Genomic DNA, 15,291 nt, shown 5'->3' with positions numbered 1-15,291 from the left:
CACCCCCCGGCACGCCTATCACCTTAATATGTCACGGTACAATGGGTTGCCATTGCCCCAGCAGGTGCTATCGTACGAATTCATATGTGAAATGAGGTAGTTGCACACTTGTCCGTGCAGCACGGGGTTCACGGGCGCTGTCCCTGTTCATTTTTGGTTCAGCATGGGGCGGCCTTAATCGGATGACCTTTTAAGCGAAGTATGGGGGAAATCATGAACCAGTGGATGAAATGGTCAAAGGCCGCAATTAGCACTTTGATCCTTGTCACCCTTGCCGCATGTTCCAGTGGCAATGATCAACCAAGTGAAGATGACATCAAGAACGCCGTAGCCTTCACCCTGCCAAGTGGGCTTGAAGTCGCCGATGTGGAAATTCTGGTAACCGAAAATGCAGGCACGCAAGTCGAGCCACTGATCCGCAACCGGTCCAACATCACACTCGAATTCACCGACGATTTTGTCATGCCGGTCGCGCGCTATGACGACAAGGTGGTGCTGAAGAAACTCTATGAGAAGGGGCAGGAGCTTAAGGGCACGCTCATCTCATCGGCGCGGCTCAAAGGCGACAGCTGGACCGTCAGCTCTGACCGGTTCGACATCACCCGCGTGCAAGGCAATGCGCTCAGCCAATATGCCGAAGGCTCCTATGCCTTTGAAGGCACGGACGAGGCCGCGACCTTCAAGAAAGACTATGAAGACGCGCTGGTGAAGGCTGAGGAAGAACGCCAGGCTGCCATCGCCAGGGCCGCAGCAGAAAAAGCTGAGCGTATCGCTGCCTTCCGCAAGTTTCTCACAGGCACCTGGACGGCCTCCGGCCCGATGATGCGCAATGGCGGCGTGCATACCGGTCGTGACGGTAGGGCCACCGCCGGGCTTGAAATGACCTTCCCGGAAGGCGATGAGGCAACCGGCGTAGTGCCCATGACACTGTATGTGCAGGATAATCCGGTCGACAGCGTGCCTGTGAACGCTGGATTCACCGTGTCAGATGATGGGAAATCCGTCAAAATCCGCGCACGCAGCAACACCCACAAGGCGCTGAACATCTATATGAACGAAGTCTGGACCATGGGCGAAGACGGCGTTCTGCAAGCAGGCGGCCGCGACCGCTGGACTATCCAGATGGAGAAGGATGGTGAAGCAACTGCCGCCAAAAAAGCTGCCGTCGAGAAAATCACGGCCCATGACAATGCACTCCGGGAACTGGCGACCAAACACAGCGCAGGTATGGCACCAAGCCGCTTCCGCGACATGCGCATGAACCAGAACACCTACACCAATGTGATCCTTGAAGCGACACCACGTGAGGGCGCACGAGTCTTCGGCGCGGGCGAATATGACGAAGATTCAAACATTGCGCTCACAGCCATTCATGCAGGGGTGCTCAAGGAAGGCGAGGCAGGTGTCGTCAAGATTACCTACCGCCGCTACAAGGACCGCCCCTATATCCAGGGCACGACCGCGAACGGTGTAACGTCCGAGCGCTTTACCGACTATGGTCGTTACAGCATTGAGCTGGTCGAAAAGCTTAAATAGAGCAAAAGATTTGCCGGTGTCGCCACGTGCGGCACCGGTTCCCGCCAGCACCAATACCTATAGCCCGCCAAAATTCCGGTACGCCCACGCCGCACCAAAGGGCGACAGAAGCCAGACCAAAGCCGCGCAATTGATAAACACAGTGCCCCAAAAGGTGCTACGGAATGACCGCTTACGGGTTTTATGTCGCAAAAGCCGCTGCGCCAAAATAGCCCCCGGCCACCCACCGAGGATGCCAAACATATGAAGTGTATCCTCTCGCACCCGCCATCCCCTCCGGATCGCTGCCATCTTATCGAAGCCATAGACCAAAAAGGTCAACAGGCTGAAAGCGACGTATAGGCATGCGATTGCGACCAGCATTTTGTCATAAAATTCTGTCACGCAGTTCGCTCTAGCAGCGCTGAAACATAGTCCGCGATGGCGAGGCTCGAGGTCAGGCCCGGTGATTCAATACCAAACATATGGATCTGGCCGCGCGCGCCGTGCTCACTTGGTCCCGCAATGATGAAATCCTGTTCCCCGCCCCCCCGCGGCACGATTTTCGGGCGCACGCCGGCAAAAGCGGGCTGCAGCCGGTCCTCAACCACGCCGGGCCAGTAGCGCTTGATGGCCGCAGCAAACAGCGCCCGGCGCTCGGCTCTCACCACAAAGTCCGGCGTTTCGCACCAGACCACATCCGGCCCGAACCGGGCACTGCCCGCTAGATCAAGTGTCAGGTGAACGCCGAGGCCGCCGGGCTCCGGCAACGGATAAATGAGCCGCCCAAACGGCACCTTTCCGCTATAGGCGAAATAGTTTCCCTGCGCATAATATGCCTTTGGTATGGCCGCGCCCGGCATGGCATCAAATCTTGAAGCAAGCGCCTGTGCACCGAGCCCGGTCGCATTGATGACCCACTGTGAGTGCAACTCGATAGTGTCCGCCTCATCACCCGAACTGATGTGAAGAAGCGTGCCACCGCCCGTCGCCTCACCTCGCTGCACCTCGGCATGTTTCACAAAGGTGCCGCCTGCATTCTCGAAATCCGCCAGAAGCGAGAACATCAAGGCATGGCTGTCGACAATGCCTGTCGATGGGCTGAGGAGCGCGGCACGGGCCCCAAGGGCTGGTTCAAGCGCCACCACGTCATCTGGCGACAGGCGCTCAAGGTCATGCACGTTATTCGCTCTCGCTTTTTCGAGGATCAGGTCAAGCTGCGCGGCGTCCTGATCCTGGCCGCACACAATCAGCTTGCCAATACGCTGGTGCGGCACATGATGCTCACGGCAATAGGCGTAAAGCATGTCGCGCCCGCGTACGCACAGGTCCGCCTTCAGGCTACCCGCCGGATAGTAGATCCCGGCATGGATGACTTCGCTGTTGCGGGAGGAAATGCCGGTGCCGAAATCAGCCTCCTTTTCAAGGAGCAGCACCTCATGACCAGTGAGCGCAAGGGCGCGGGCAGTGGCAAGGCCCACAACGCCAGCACCGATGACAACACATTCGACCTGTTCCATGATTTTCCCCCGCCGGTCCCCCATGCTATTGCCACCGCTTCCGCGCCGCAAGAAATAGCCGATGCAAATCGATTAAATTTTATCATTTATTATCAGAACATTAGGCGAAAAAGCCGCGCAATCCTTAAGGCCACTTTTACCGGCACCGGTTAAGACTCGACGGTGAAAACACTCCCGATCAGGCAATTTGGAGACTAAAGATGCGCGTTATCGCCGTCACGTCACAAAAGGGGGGGTCAGGCAAAACCACCCTCACAGGTCACCTTGGTGTGGCCGCAGAACGCGCGGGCGCTGGGCCCGTCGCACTCATTGATACAGACCCGCAAGGCAGCCTTTCCGACTGGTGGGCCGAGCGCACGGAAGGCGGCCCGTATTTTGCGCGTGTGGCCATCGGCTCGCTGGCGCAGGACCTGCAGATGCTGCGCGAGCGCGGCATCAAGCTGGTGTTTATCGACACGCCGCCCGCCATCACCCGTTCTATTCAGGCGGTCATTCAGAAAGCCGACCTTGTGGTGATACCCACCCGGCCTAGCCCGCATGACCTGCGTGCAGCCGGCGCCACCGTTGACCTTGTGGAGCGTGCGGAGAAGCCGCTGGTGTTTGTGGTGAACGCCGCAACTGCACGGGCGAAACTCACGGGCGAGGCCGCCATCGCGCTGTCGCAGCATGGCACTGTCGCACCCACCATCATCCACAACCGGCAGGATTTTGCCGCCAGCATGATTGACGGCCGCACCGTGATGGAAGCTGCACCTGGCGGCAAGTCCGCGGAAGAAATTGACGCCCTATGGGCTTATGTGGACGACCGCATCAAGCGCCTGCCGGTCAAAGCCAGCTTCAAGGCAACGCCGGTACACCGCGCAGCATTTGGCACACGCGCCTTCAGTGCAGCACCGCAGTTTTAAGACGAAAGGGTCAAAGAATGACGATGGCATCCCTGAGCGCATCCCTGATCAGCCGCAACAGCACGCGGCAGGTGGAGCGCAAGGCGGGCGAACTGGTCCTTCTGCCGCCAAAAGTGAAAGCAACACCGCCCGCGCCGCCGAAGCCCATCCAGGTTTCAACCGTAAAAGCGAAAGCGCGTACAAGCGAGCAAGCGGCCCCAAAACGGTCGCGCACGGAGGGCCAGAAACCGGCACGCCAACGCAAGACCCTGCGGCTGATGCGCGAAACCCACCGCGCGCTGCGTACGCTTGCCGAAGAAAAAGGCGTGAGCCAACAGTCGCTGATGGAGGAGGCGGTCGAGAGCCTTTTGCAGCAGGAGAACAAGGACAGCGCCCGGCACTAGGCTGTGGCGTTATTCCTCGCGCGGGGGTTTGGCAAAACAGTCATGCCCCGCGCGCTTGAGCGCAACACAGTGGCGCACGGCCTCCTGCATGGAGGCGACGGGTCCGAACACCAGCCGGTAGAGCCCTTCCCTGTTCGCGTTATCTACCACGTCCGAGAACATATCCTGCACATCGGTCTTGGGGTTCGCGATAATCTGCGCCTGAAGCTTCTTTATATCTTCTTCATTCATCGCGAAGCCCACCTCAAGGTGCCAGACTGTGTTCCAGTCCTCCGGCTTCTCGCGTTTGTCGCGCGCTTCCTCATAAGTTTTTATGATGGTGTCCGCATCGTCCGTCACCAGCTCAAGCGCCAGCGGCTTGTCATCAAATCCGGTGACTGCAATCTGTTCTGAGTATTCGAGCGCCTTGGCGCGGGCATCGAGGCTGAGTTGCTCCCGCATCGCGGGTTCCGCCTCAAGCGCGGGCGCATATTGCAGCGCCGACGCGCGGTGCATCAGGCCGTAAGCCCGCACGGGGTCTGGCAATACGCCACCCTCGCCGTTCCAATAAACCATACCGAGGAGATACATGGCCTCAGCGTCACCCTCGAGTGAATATTGCTGCCAGATATCGATGGCCTCCTTGTAGTCGGCCTCGGTATCATTGCTGGTGCCCTCAAAAAACAGGATGTTAGCCAGACTAAGCGCCGCGCGTTTGTGACCAAGGCGCGCCGCAAAGCGGTAATACATAAGCGCCACTTCTTCCGATGCTTCCTTGCCGGCACCGAGGCGGTTGATCTCGGCCAGATGGAAAAAAGCGTCCGAGTTCCCGAGTTCACCAAGGCGGCGCAGGCGCTCGACCGCAGCATCAACCTGGCCTTCGCGCACAAGGGCGAGGGCATCATCAATTTCGTCTTGCTCGAGCGTTGGACCGGTCTGCACAGGCACCGGCGGCGGCGCATCATCCTCGATTTCCTGCGCGTGAAGTGGCAGCGTGAAAGACGCTGTCAGGAGCAGAATGGGTAGGGCAGCCTTGATCGCCATGGCAGATTTCTCGAATTTTAGCTAACTTTAGCGAAATTACACGTAAAAGAAGACGCGTCAATTAAAGCTTCCTTTAAAGCTGTCCGCTAGTCTTGCCTTTAGTAAATCAGGCAAACCACGCTGAAAAGCGAGACAGTTATGAGATATTTTGGATCCGCAAAGCGGCTTCTTCTGGGCAGCGCCATGGTTGGTTTGGCTGCCTGCAACGGTTCAGACCGCGACATTCAGGCAAGCATGCCGCAGGCTGCGCCCGCTCAGAACGGTGGCATTCTCGCCATCGCTGACGAACTTTCCGCAAAAGGTGACCATAGCGCCGCTGCCCCTCTCTACCGGCATGCGGCGACCACCACTGGCAACCCCTACGCGCTCACCGGCCTTGCCCGCAGCCTTGCGGCCCTCGGCCGCTATGACGAAGCTGAGAATATCCTTGAAGACCTCGCGCTGCGTGGCGGTATGGGCTTCGAGGGTTGGTACCTGCTTGGCAAAAGCCGCATTGCGCTTGGCAAATTTGATACAGCACTCATTGCACTTGATAGCGCCGCAAGCCTTGCACCCATGGACAGCCGTGTTGTTTCGGCCCGCGGTATATCACTCGCCGCCCTTGGCCGTGTGGGTGAAGCCATCGCTGCGTTCCAGAATAGCGCGGACGCCACCAGCCTCAGCAATATGGCGCTGGTGTTTGCCATGACCGGCAACCCGGAAGCGGCGGTCAATATCCTTGAGCCGCTCGCGCAAAGCAATAAAGTCACCGCGCAAGGCCGCCAGAATCTGGCCATGGCCTACCTGATGGCGGGGCGCGAGCGCGAAGCCCGCAACATGGCGCGCATCGACCTTGACGCAAAAAGCGTGGATGACACCTTCACCTTCTACCGCACGCTGGCAAGCCTGCCCGTTGAGCGGCGCATGCAGGCGCTGACCACCGGCGTGATCGCACCGGACTGGACCAAGGAAGAAGCTGGCAACCTGATGCTGGCGGAAAACAGCGACCGCGAAGCTGCGGCCGCGCGTATTGTGCAGCAGCCTGTCATAGCTGAAGTCGAGGAAGAAAAAGCCGAGACCGTCGTGGTTGCTGAAGCGCCGAAGCCGGAACCGGAAGCCAAAGTTGACGCTGCAAATTACGAGCTGACCGAACTGCCACCGCTTGTGGAGCCACATGGCTGGGCGCTGCAGATTGGTGCCTACCGCACGGAAAAAGCACTGATGCGGGGCTGGACCATCCTTTACCGCGCCAATGCGGATTTGCTTGACGGCATCCCGCCACGGCGCTCCGAAGTTGATTTTGGCGACCGTGAGGAAGGCAAGCCGCGCGGCTTCTATTACCGCCTGAACGCAGGGCCGCTGGGCAGCCTGTCGGAAGCGCGGGACCTGTGCCGTGAACTGCTCTCCCGCGGGACAGAATGCTGGGTCCGCCCGCCGGAAAAAAGCGAAGGCAAAGTGACCGCCCCTGCTGGTGATGACGACATGGTGCGCGACGTCAGCACCGCAAGTGCTGCAGAGCCGTCCGCGACAGATCGCTGAAAAGGCGCGATTTAACCTTGAATATTGGGCCGTCCATGCCCAGACTCTGGAATGCGGGTCGCCTCTCACCGGGGCCCGCATTTTCCGGTTTCGCTTGTTCAAGGAGACACCCGATGTCGCGTATGTCCATCTTCAACAGCCCTTTCCTCCTTGGTTTCGACCAACTTGAGGACGTGCTCGACAAAGTGTCGAAAAACGCGGGTGACGGCTACCCTCCCTATAATATCGAACAGATTGGCGATGCAGCCATCCGCATCTCGCTCGCGGTTGCGGGCTTCGCGCGTGAAGATCTCGATATCGCGCTCGAGGGCAACCAGCTCATTATCCGCGGCAAGCAGAAAGACGATGCCGGCGAGAAAGCCTACCTGCACCGCGGTATCGCGGCCCGCCAGTTTGTGCGCAAATTTGTGCTCGCTGACGGCATGGAAGTCTCGGACGCCTTCATGGAACACGGCCTTCTGCACATTGACCTTTCCCGCCCGCAAGCGCAGGAACTGGTGCGCACCGTTCCCATTCGGTAAGACCTCATGCGGCAGGCAACCACCAACATTCAGGTCAGCACTCGCGGCCTTGGGCTTTATGAGTTCACGCGGGAGCTGGCGGCCTGGGTTGTCGACACCGGCATGCGTGAAGGCCTGCTCACGCTTTTCATCCGTCACACCAGCGCGTCCCTGACCATTCAGGAAAACGCGGATCCGGACGTGCAAACCGACCTTCGGGATGCGTTTGACCGTCTGGCACCGATGAAACCCGCGTTATACCGGCATACCGCGGAAGGGCCCGACGACATGCCCGCCCATATCAAGGCAGCGCTCAGTGATGTGTCGCTGTCCATCCCGGTGATGGACGGGCGCCCAACCCTTGGCACATGGCAAGGGGTCTATGTGTTCGAGCACCGCACAAGCCCGCACCGCCGCACGGTCAGTTGCCACCTTCTGGGTGAATAGAGGCCATAAAAAAAGCCCGCAACTGCGGGCTTCTCACATCGCGTATCTACGCTCGATTAGAAATCATAGACCAAGGTTGCGCGCGTTGCAGTATCCCATGCCGATGTGCCGATAGGCGCAAGCGAATCGTATTTCACTTCAAACGACAGGCGCGCCTGCATGTGCGAATTGATGCGCGCGGAGAATTGCGCCCAGTTTTCAAGCGTTGTGGACTCCGTGCCGTAAATCGCCGAAACCCGGTCCTTGAACGACAGATTGTCCGTCAATTTCAGTTCATAGGTGCTCGACACACGGCCAAGGAATTCTTTCGATGTGTGCGCGGGTACCAGCACGCCGTTTTCAAGCGACGCTTCGACACCGCTGATCCGGATACCGGGGCCGCCTTCCACACGCAGGCTCTGGTTCGCGGAGCGGAACACCTCGGTACCGAGCGCGACGTTCTCCACCACGCGGTAATCAAAGCCGGAGAATTTATCGAGCTCAAGCTCGGTGAAATTCAGGAGAAACACATTGGTCCAGGGTTTCCACATCACTTCATATTGGCCGACAAAACGCTGGCGTGTCGTCACACCTTCCGAGCGGCCGAAATCAAATTTGAAGTTGAAGCTGTGGTTCCATTTGGGGCCGAAGGCACGCTCAAAACTGAGTGCGGCCGACAGGCCCTGCTCGTCACTGTCACCAGAGCTGGTGCTGCCACCAAGCTGGGCCTGACCTTCCCACAGTTTGGGATCGAGGTAATACATGATACCGCGGGCGCGTGATGCCGCCTCTGCGGCTTCCTCAGCCGCTTTTGCGGCAGCAAGCTCGTCAAGATAGGGTTGCGGCATCCATGTTTCGCTGATGGTGCGCGCGGACTTGAGGAGCGTGATGCGTTTCGATGGCCATGTCTTGAGCGCTGTTTCAAGGAGTGTGTCGAATGTATCCTTATCGTTGGCGGCAGCTGCCGTTTTGAGCATTTCCACCACACCTGCTGACGGATCGGTCGCCGCCACAGCCGGGAAAGTGGGAAGAATGCAGGCGAGCAAAGCAATTGCCGCCAGTTTTTTCGTCATCACATTGCCAAAAAGCCGCATGAAGGTAATATTCCTCAATAGACACACTGAACTTGCCTGTGCTTAACCGCTGGAGTCTGAAAACTCAAGCTTTGAGCGGATCTCCGGCAAAATTTGGGCAAAACAGTCAGGGAATAAATTATGCCAACCGCATTTGTCACCGGCGCCACCGGGTTTCTGGGCCGCCATCTCATTGATGTGCTGACCGAAGAGGGGTGGGATATCCACATTCTGGTGCGCGACCGCAAGGCCGCTGAGACGCTGTTTGGCAACCGTGTTTCCTATGTTGAGGGGCGGCTGTCACAACCCACCGGGTACGCATCAAAAGTGCCCAATAAAATCGAGGCCATCTTCCACCTCGCTGCCAATACAAGCACCTGGAAGGCGGAATCCGCCAAACAGCGCATTGTGAACGTGGACGGCACAGCCGCGCTTTTACAGATGGCGACCGACAAGGATGTGGGCCGCTTCATCCACTGTTCGAGCACCAGTGTGTACGGCATCCATCAAGAGCCTGTGAAAGAGGACACAGAGAAGCTGGGCGCCTCAAGCTGGGTATCCTATGTGCACACCAAAACCTTTGCCGAACGTAAAGTGAAAGAAGCCACATGGCGCGGCATGGACGCGGTGATCGTGAACCCAACCCATATTGTGGGCAAATACGACAGCCATAACTGGGCGCGGCTGATTATCCGCCACGCCAAAGGAGACCTGCCGGGCACGCCGCCAGGTGCCGGCAATTTCGCCAATGCGCGTGCCGTAGCCGAGGGCATTGTTGCCGCCTACCACAAGGGCCGCACGGGGGAGAATTACATCCTCGGCGGGCCTTATGCGACCATGTATGAATTCCTCGCCCTCGCATCCGAGAAGCTTGGCCTGCCGGAGCCTAAGAACCCCACACCCGCCTTCCTCCTCAAGCTGGCGGCGGAGTTTTTCTCACTTAAAGCCAGTTTCAGCGGCAAGCGGCCAACCGTCACCCGCGAAGAAGCGTATTTTGCCTGCGAGACCGTGGACGCGCTCAGCGACCGCGCGGTGGATGAGCTGGGCTACCGCATCGTACCGCTTGAAGAAAGCGTGGCAGAATGTGTCGACTATCTCAAAGCTGAAAATTTAGTTTAACTTTTTCGCAACCTGTGCTCTGGCATAGCTGGTATAGTGGCGCGGCTGCTTCTTCCCGGGATCAGGAGGGAGGAACTGCCCATATTGACTGCCTGCCTGAATTGGTTGACCATGCGCCGCAAGGCTGGGGTGTGATACGCGTAGAAGCGGTGAGAGGAGAGTTAGGTGTCGTTGAGCCAGAGCGTCCATTATGAAATCATGGGGCGACGCGGCACGCGATGGACAATTGTCGAAGTTGTGAACGACCGGAAAATCGCCGTTGAAAAGGCGGAAGATTTCTGGGGCTCCAAAAAATACAGCGGGGTCAAGGTTCTCAAGGAAAGCTACGACAAAGAATCCCACGAGTTTGCGAGCGTCGAGATTTACGCCCGCGGCGGCAACCGCAAGACCTCCAAATACGACCAGACCGGCAAGATCTCGCCTTGCCTGACACCCGATGACCTTTACCGCCCGGATGGCCGCCGCGCGATCTGGGAACTGCTTGGCAATACGCTCTCGGACTGGATGATCACACCGACTGAGCTGCTGCACAGCCTTGAGCATTATTTCAAGCTTTATAACGCTGGCACCAAACTGCAGAACGCCATTCAGCGCACCGCTGTCGCTTATGAGGACGACAACAGCTCCATACAGGAGCGCATGCGCAAGATCACCAAGGTGGTGGATACCGCCATTGAGATCATGAAGGCGAACCAGCCCACCGTGCCGTCGCTGGAGGTTGGGCGGCTGAAGCCCGTTATTGAGGTGCTGCAGGACAAGGGCAACAAACGTTTCCTCTTGACCTCCGCCATCACAGAATACCTGCGCCCCGCTGTCACCCTGTCGGACAAAATGGGCCGCCTGATCGCCATGCTCAGCGGCTCGCGCCCCGCATGGGTGCTTGAAATCCTTGACCAGATGATCGCCGAACTGTTCCTGCACCCCAGCATTCTGGGTCAGATGCTCGGTGAGCCAGAGGACCGCGGGCGCTTCATGATCTGGCTTTCCCACCTGCAGGCCGGTCGCCTCAACCTGATGGGTGAGGACGAACATTCGCCGGTCTTCTCGGATGAGATCCTGCGCCTCAACGGATTTCTGTCCGAAGGCAAGATGCCACAGGTTGCGCGCGCGCTCTTTAATCGCCTCAAAATCGAGATCGACCTGTCGAAACCGATTTGCCCGGGTGGGCTTGTGGCGCAGCTCAAAGGCCTTGATGAGCTCAAACGCGCGATAGACGCGCTGCAGAGTGATGTTGGCGCCATTGAAAGCCTTGAGGAAGCGCTGGCCTCACGCTCGAGCCGCCTGCTCAATAGCCAGGCCGTGGGCGAAATGCTCTATGATACCAAAAGCCCGATCGACCAGCTCAACGCGCTGCTGGACCTTGAAAAATATACCATCGGCCATTCAAACAAACGCATGGTGGCGAACTTCATGCTGCCAGTGCTGACCCGCCCTGAATACGAATCCATCTTTGTCGGCCTTGATGGCGGCCAACCCATGCAGCGCATGCATGACCTTGTGATGCTGCAAAAGCGTATCATGGAAGCCGACCTCACGGAGATGCACCGGCGCAAGATTGCCGAAAAGCTGGACGGTTTCTGCCGCGCCATTCTCGACAACACCCAAATCCTGAAAAAGCTGCACAACCTCAATATCAGCCTGCAGGACAAGGCCAAGAAAATCCTCGGCCTGCTGGCGGACGGTTATTTCACGGCCGGTGACTGCGCGACACGCGCCGATCATCAGGTACGGCTATATATGAAACAGCCGGGCTTCACCGAAGGGCTGATCACGGGCCTTGACCGCGCAGCAGCGGAAAAGGAACTCAAGGCGTTTCGTGACCTGCTGGAGCGCGCAGGCATTGCGCAAGGCCAGCAAGCCAAAGCGCCAGAGCACGAAGAGACTGAAGAAACCGAAGCTGCAGAAGATGCAGAAAGTTCAGGGGAAACGGGCGATGCGGCCGAGACGACAGAGCCTCAGGCCTGATCAGAAATCAGAGATGATGCCGTTCTTTTCCCAGTCGCCATAGCGGGTGGGTTCAGGGCCTTTGCGGCCGCCAACTTCCTTCGGTGCAGCGGGCTTGTCGGCTTTGTCCACATGCGGGGCGTCTGCCGTTTCGTCCTTCGCCTGACTTTGCTTGTCACTCATGCTGCATCCTCTCGCTGTTTGGGGCTGCCGGTCAGCCCTTCACGGTAAGCGCGCAACAACACATAAAGCGCAAAAAGCGCCACGACAAGCGGCAGCAGCACACCAAATTCACCCGCGTAGCGCCATGTGCCCTCATATTTGAGCGTGATGCGCTCAAAGAGGCTCAGGATGAAGATATTATGTGCCGCGTGCATCACCGCCCCGGTCCACAAGCTGCCGGATTTAACCCGCAGGTACCCCATGATCATGGAAATACCGACGCAGAGAAGGGTGAAATTGGCGATCTGGATGCCAAGGTCATTCGGGCCCGCGTTATATTTTGTGTAGAGGATGATGGGCACATGCCACAGGGCCCACATAAGCCCGGTGATGAGCGACGCCACAGGCAGGCTGAAAAAGCGCATCAGGGCAGGCGTTAGGAAGCCGCGCCAGCCGATTTCCTCGCCAAGGCCTGAGGCCAGATGCCATGTCATGCCCACAACAGCGAAAATGAAAATCGCCATCAGGAGGGTCGCATTCTCCGACCAGCCAACAAGGCCGAGGTGATAGCCCGCTTCTTCAATGAACTTGGGGTCAATGGCGGTCGCGAGCCCGGTGCCCCACAGAATGCTGTAAGCCGTCAATCCGTATAGGAGCGGTGTCAGATAAGCGGCGGCGTGCCAGCGCGCTTTACCCCAACCCCAGCCGAGGCTTGAGAGCGGGATACCCGCCGCTTTACAGGCAATCAGCGCACCAAGGCCGGGTGTCCACATCAGGAGCACCATATAGTGGCGCTTTATCCCGATATCGATCACCAGCATGGACGCCAGCGCTGCGAGGATGCCGGTTGCGACTACAAAGACGACAAGCGCCTTTGAAACCGTCGCTTTCGGCAGTATTTCCAGTTGACCTTCTCTCGACATCATCCTGTCTTCTTACTCGTATTTTGGGCTTCGGTCATCCGCCTGTCCCCATGTGCCCTGACATGCGATTTCACTTGAAGCCAACCCCCACGCTGCCCAAATATGACTTAATTCGCAAGTCAAACGCGACCAACCGACGGATGAATGAGCTATGATGAGTTACGCGCGTACTGCCCTTTTGATGGCTGCCATGACAGCACTTCTCATGGTGTTTGGCCTTATGCTGGGCGGCCAGGGCGGTATCATGATCGCCCTCATAATCGCCGCCGCGATGAACTTTTTCGCCTATTGGAACGCAGATAAAATGGTGCTGTCCATGCACGGTGCGCGGCAGGTGAACGAGCAGGAAGCGCCGGAACTGTTCGGTATCGTGCGCCGCCTTGCCCGCCGCGCGGAGCTGCCAATGCCGAAGGTCTATATTATCGAGAGCAACCAGCCGAACGCCTTCGCCACAGGCCGTAACCCGCAGAATGCCGCTGTCGCTGCCACCACCGGCCTCTTGCGTATCCTCAGCCATGATGAGGTTGAAGGTGTGATGGCACACGAGCTCGCGCACGTTAAAAACCGCGACACACTGACAATGACCATCACCGCCACCATTGCTGGTGCCATCTCCATGCTGGCGAACTTTGCGCTGTTTTTTGGCGGCAACCGCAACAACCCGCTTGGCATCATTGGCACCATCCTGATGATGATCCTCGCACCTATGGCTGCCATGCTGGTGCAGATGGCAATTTCGCGCACCCGTGAATACGCGGCTGACAAAGAGGGTGCCGAGATCTGCGGCAAGCCGCTGGCGCTCGCCAGCGCACTCGCACGCCTCCATCAGGGTGCCGCGATGAACGTAAACCCACGCGCCGAGGAAAACCCGGCCACCGCGCACCTCTTTATCGTGAACCCGCTCAAGGGCGGTTCGATCGACAGCCTATTCTCCACGCACCCGCGCATGGAAGAGAGGATCTCCCGGCTTGAGGCCATGGCCGCAAGCGGCGATTATACGCCCATGCCGCGCGCCACTGGCCGCCGCGTGTCAGGCGGAACCAGCGTGCCCACGACTGAAGCCGATGTGCACGAAGAAAGCCCCAGGAAAGGTCCCTGGGGCTGATACGCTTGCGTGGATTCGGGCTTAAAGTCCCAGGTCTTCCGCAGCCAGTTTCTTGAGGTTCACCTCAGGCCGGGCGCCGAGATGCGAAATCACCTCAGCGGCAGCAAGGCCACCAAGCCGCGCACAGTCTTCAAGGCTTTTGCCTGACGTATAGCCAAACAGGAAACCAGCCGCATAAAGATCACCCGCGCCTGTGGTATCGATCACCGAAGCCGGGTGGGCCGCTACTTCAACCATACCGTCCTGGCTCAGCACCACTGACCCCTTTTCGGACCGGGTGAGCGCCGCAAGCTTCACGTGCGGGCGCAGGCGTTCCATTGCTTCCTCGAACGTATCGGTCTGGTAAAGCGATTTGATCTCGGCTTCGTTCGCGAACAGGATGTCCACGCGGCCCTCCACAAGCTCAACAAACTCGGCGCGGAAACGGTCCACGCAGAAACTGTCAGAGAGCGACAGTGAGACAAGCTTGCCATGTTCGTGCGCCACATCCATCGCCTTCAGCACGGCTTCCTTCTGGTTGTCGCGGTCCCACATGTAGCCTTCGATGTAGGTAACATCAGCGCGGGCAACTACGCTTTCATCAATGTCGGCAAGCGCAAGCTCGCCGCAGGCACCAAGATAGGTGCTCATGGTACGCTGTGCGTCAGGGGTGACGAGGATCATGCTGGTGGCCGTGGGCGCACCCTCTGTTGCCGGTTCGGTTTCATAGTGCACACCGATGGCGCGGATATCATGGCGGAACACAGTACCAAGCTGGTCAGCATGCACTTTGCCCATATAGGCCGCGCGACCACCGAGCGAGGCAATGCCCGCCGCCGTATTGCCCGCCGACCCGCCGGAGCGTTCCACCGCGGGCGGCATGGCATCATAGATCCGCGCCGAGGTTTCTGCATCCACCAGCATCATGGAACCCTTGATGCGGTCATGGGCGTCGAGGAAATCATCCTCAACCCGGGCAAAAATATCGACAATCGCATTGCCGATACACAGCACCTGAAAATCGCTCAAATCATTGTCTCCTCAAGGGGCACACCCCATCTGTGCGCGCCGCTAAACCGTTCCCGGCACCATAGAAAAGCCATACCTTATTGCAAGCCTTGATCGCCTTTCCTATGTTTTAGGGACAGAAAAAGACGGCCTAAGGCCTGAAAAATAAGATCGGCATGGCCGAAACG

The 15,291-nt window shown here is 58.4% G+C and carries 16 protein-coding genes; 9 read left to right on the top strand and 7 right to left on the bottom strand.

Annotation, left to right across the window (positions count from 1 at the left end; all coding sequences use genetic code 11):
- Positions 1-213 precede the first annotated feature (213 nt).
- Positions 214-1,536 (top strand): LCCL domain-containing protein, encoded by a 1,323-nt coding sequence (locus tag B150_RS0104760; protein ID WP_162139650.1) that lies wholly within the window; start codon positions 214-216, stop codon positions 1,534-1,536.
- A gap of 57 nt (positions 1,537-1,593) precedes the next feature.
- On the opposite strand, the gene B150_RS23605 is transcribed toward B150_RS0104760, so the two are convergent.
- Both B150_RS23605 and B150_RS0104750 read right to left on the bottom strand, forming a co-directional pair.
- A complete protein-coding gene (locus B150_RS23605) occupies positions 1,594-1,899 on the bottom strand; it encodes a DUF1294 domain-containing protein (protein WP_155859945.1) in 306 nt (101 codons plus the stop codon).
- Between the two features lie 17 nt (positions 1,900-1,916).
- The gene (locus B150_RS0104750; RefSeq protein ID WP_020398748.1) at positions 1,917-3,035 is read right to left on the bottom strand and encodes an NAD(P)/FAD-dependent oxidoreductase; all 1,119 of its coding nucleotides are present in this window, start codon (positions 3,033-3,035) and stop codon (positions 1,917-1,919) included.
- Positions 3,036-3,235: 200 nt separating this feature from the next.
- On the opposite strand from B150_RS0104750, the gene B150_RS0104745 reads away from it, so the two are divergent.
- On the top strand, positions 3,236-3,940 hold the full coding sequence (locus B150_RS0104745; protein ID WP_020398747.1) for a ParA family protein: 705 nt from the start codon (positions 3,236-3,238) through the stop codon (positions 3,938-3,940).
- Positions 3,941-3,957: 17 nt separating this feature from the next.
- Positions 3,958-4,323 (top strand): ribbon-helix-helix domain-containing protein, encoded by a 366-nt coding sequence (locus tag B150_RS0104740; protein ID WP_155859928.1) that lies wholly within the window; start codon positions 3,958-3,960, stop codon positions 4,321-4,323.
- Positions 4,324-4,332: 9 nt separating this feature from the next.
- Here the strand turns inward: B150_RS0104740 and B150_RS0104735 are convergent, their stop codons facing one another.
- The gene (locus tag B150_RS0104735; RefSeq protein WP_020398745.1) at positions 4,333-5,346 is read right to left on the bottom strand and encodes an SPOR domain-containing protein; all 1,014 of its coding nucleotides are present in this window, start codon (positions 5,344-5,346) and stop codon (positions 4,333-4,335) included.
- Between the two features lie 138 nt (positions 5,347-5,484).
- Here B150_RS0104735 and B150_RS0104730 point away from each other — a divergent pair, with 138 nt between their 5' ends.
- The 3 genes from B150_RS0104730 (at position 5,485) to B150_RS0104720 (ending at position 7,811) form a co-directional block, all read left to right on the top strand.
- Complete coding sequence (locus tag B150_RS0104730) at positions 5,485-6,864, top strand: SPOR domain-containing protein (RefSeq protein ID WP_020398744.1); 1,380 nt, start codon at positions 5,485-5,487, stop codon at positions 6,862-6,864.
- A gap of 113 nt (positions 6,865-6,977) precedes the next feature.
- Positions 6,978-7,385: an Hsp20 family protein gene (locus B150_RS0104725; RefSeq protein WP_020398743.1), complete on the top strand. Its 408-nt coding sequence runs from the start codon at positions 6,978-6,980 to the stop codon at positions 7,383-7,385.
- A 6-nt stretch (positions 7,386-7,391) separates the two neighbouring features.
- On the top strand, positions 7,392-7,811 hold the full coding sequence (locus tag B150_RS0104720; RefSeq protein ID WP_020398742.1) for a secondary thiamine-phosphate synthase enzyme YjbQ: 420 nt from the start codon (positions 7,392-7,394) through the stop codon (positions 7,809-7,811).
- A gap of 56 nt (positions 7,812-7,867) precedes the next feature.
- On the opposite strand, the gene B150_RS0104715 is transcribed toward B150_RS0104720, so the two are convergent.
- Positions 7,868-8,884, bottom strand: coding sequence for a DUF481 domain-containing protein (locus B150_RS0104715; protein WP_020398741.1), 1,017 nt, complete (start codon positions 8,882-8,884; stop codon positions 7,868-7,870).
- A gap of 120 nt (positions 8,885-9,004) precedes the next feature.
- On the opposite strand from B150_RS0104715, the gene B150_RS0104710 reads away from it, so the two are divergent.
- Positions 9,005-9,982: an NAD-dependent epimerase/dehydratase family protein gene (locus tag B150_RS0104710; protein WP_020398740.1), complete on the top strand. Its 978-nt coding sequence runs from the start codon at positions 9,005-9,007 to the stop codon at positions 9,980-9,982.
- Positions 9,983-10,147: 165 nt separating this feature from the next.
- Entirely contained in the window at positions 10,148-11,947 is a 1,800-nt protein-coding gene (locus tag B150_RS0104705) for a hypothetical protein (RefSeq protein ID WP_020398739.1), read from the top strand.
- On the opposite strand, the gene B150_RS23370 is transcribed toward B150_RS0104705, so the two are convergent.
- Positions 11,948-12,109, bottom strand: coding sequence for a DUF1674 domain-containing protein (locus B150_RS23370; RefSeq protein ID WP_020398738.1), 162 nt, complete (start codon positions 12,107-12,109; stop codon positions 11,948-11,950). It lies immediately after the preceding gene.
- Positions 12,106-13,014 carry a CPBP family intramembrane glutamic endopeptidase gene (locus B150_RS0104695; RefSeq protein WP_020398737.1) on the bottom strand — a complete coding sequence of 303 codons (909 nt, stop codon included), beginning with the start codon at positions 13,012-13,014 and terminating at the stop codon, positions 12,106-12,108. Before B150_RS0104695 ends, B150_RS23370 begins: the two co-directional genes overlap by 4 nt.
- Before the next feature lie 151 nt (positions 13,015-13,165).
- On the opposite strand from B150_RS0104695, the gene htpX reads away from it, so the two are divergent.
- On the top strand, positions 13,166-14,116 hold the full coding sequence (gene htpX, locus B150_RS0104690; protein ID WP_025897167.1) for a zinc metalloprotease HtpX: 951 nt from the start codon (positions 13,166-13,168) through the stop codon (positions 14,114-14,116).
- 21 nt (positions 14,117-14,137) lie between these two features.
- On the opposite strand, the gene B150_RS0104685 is transcribed toward htpX, so the two are convergent.
- Entirely contained in the window at positions 14,138-15,124 is a 987-nt protein-coding gene (locus B150_RS0104685) for an adenosine kinase (RefSeq protein ID WP_020398735.1), read from the bottom strand.
- Positions 15,125-15,291: the final 167 nt, after the last annotated feature.

It is taken from the genome of Kordiimonas gwangyangensis DSM 19435 = JCM 12864 (genome assembly GCF_000375545.1).
Taxonomy (GTDB): Bacteria; Pseudomonadota; Alphaproteobacteria; order Sphingomonadales; family Kordiimonadaceae; genus Kordiimonas; species Kordiimonas gwangyangensis.
Note: the sequence above shows the minus strand (reverse complement) of the source record. Positions and strands in the feature narration are given on the sequence as shown.

Bases quoted from the DNA above. Each gene is read 5' to 3' on its own strand.
- B150_RS0104760 (WP_162139650.1), top strand. From the start codon at position 214: ATGAACCAGTGGATGAAATGGTCAAAGGCCGCAATTAGCACTTTGATC.
- B150_RS23605 (WP_155859945.1), bottom strand. From the start codon at position 1,899: ATGCTGGTCGCAATCGCATGCCTATACGTCGCTTTCAGCCTGTTGACC.
- B150_RS0104750 (WP_020398748.1), bottom strand. From the start codon at position 3,035: ATGGAACAGGTCGAATGTGTTGTCATCGGTGCTGGCGTTGTGGGCCTT.
- B150_RS0104745 (WP_020398747.1), top strand. From the start codon at position 3,236: ATGCGCGTTATCGCCGTCACGTCACAAAAGGGGGGGTCAGGCAAAACC.
- B150_RS0104740 (WP_155859928.1), top strand. From the start codon at position 3,958: ATGACGATGGCATCCCTGAGCGCATCCCTGATCAGCCGCAACAGCACG.
- B150_RS0104735 (WP_020398745.1), bottom strand. From the start codon at position 5,346: ATGGCGATCAAGGCTGCCCTACCCATTCTGCTCCTGACAGCGTCTTTC.
- B150_RS0104730 (WP_020398744.1), top strand. From the start codon at position 5,485: ATGAGATATTTTGGATCCGCAAAGCGGCTTCTTCTGGGCAGCGCCATG.
- B150_RS0104725 (WP_020398743.1), top strand. From the start codon at position 6,978: ATGTCGCGTATGTCCATCTTCAACAGCCCTTTCCTCCTTGGTTTCGAC.
- B150_RS0104720 (WP_020398742.1), top strand. From the start codon at position 7,392: ATGCGGCAGGCAACCACCAACATTCAGGTCAGCACTCGCGGCCTTGGG.
- B150_RS0104715 (WP_020398741.1), bottom strand. From the start codon at position 8,884: ATGCGGCTTTTTGGCAATGTGATGACGAAAAAACTGGCGGCAATTGCT.
- B150_RS0104710 (WP_020398740.1), top strand. From the start codon at position 9,005: ATGCCAACCGCATTTGTCACCGGCGCCACCGGGTTTCTGGGCCGCCAT.
- B150_RS23370 (WP_020398738.1), bottom strand. From the start codon at position 12,109: ATGAGTGACAAGCAAAGTCAGGCGAAGGACGAAACGGCAGACGCCCCG.
- B150_RS0104695 (WP_020398737.1), bottom strand. From the start codon at position 13,014: ATGATGTCGAGAGAAGGTCAACTGGAAATACTGCCGAAAGCGACGGTT.
- htpX (WP_025897167.1), top strand. From the start codon at position 13,166: ATGAGTTACGCGCGTACTGCCCTTTTGATGGCTGCCATGACAGCACTT.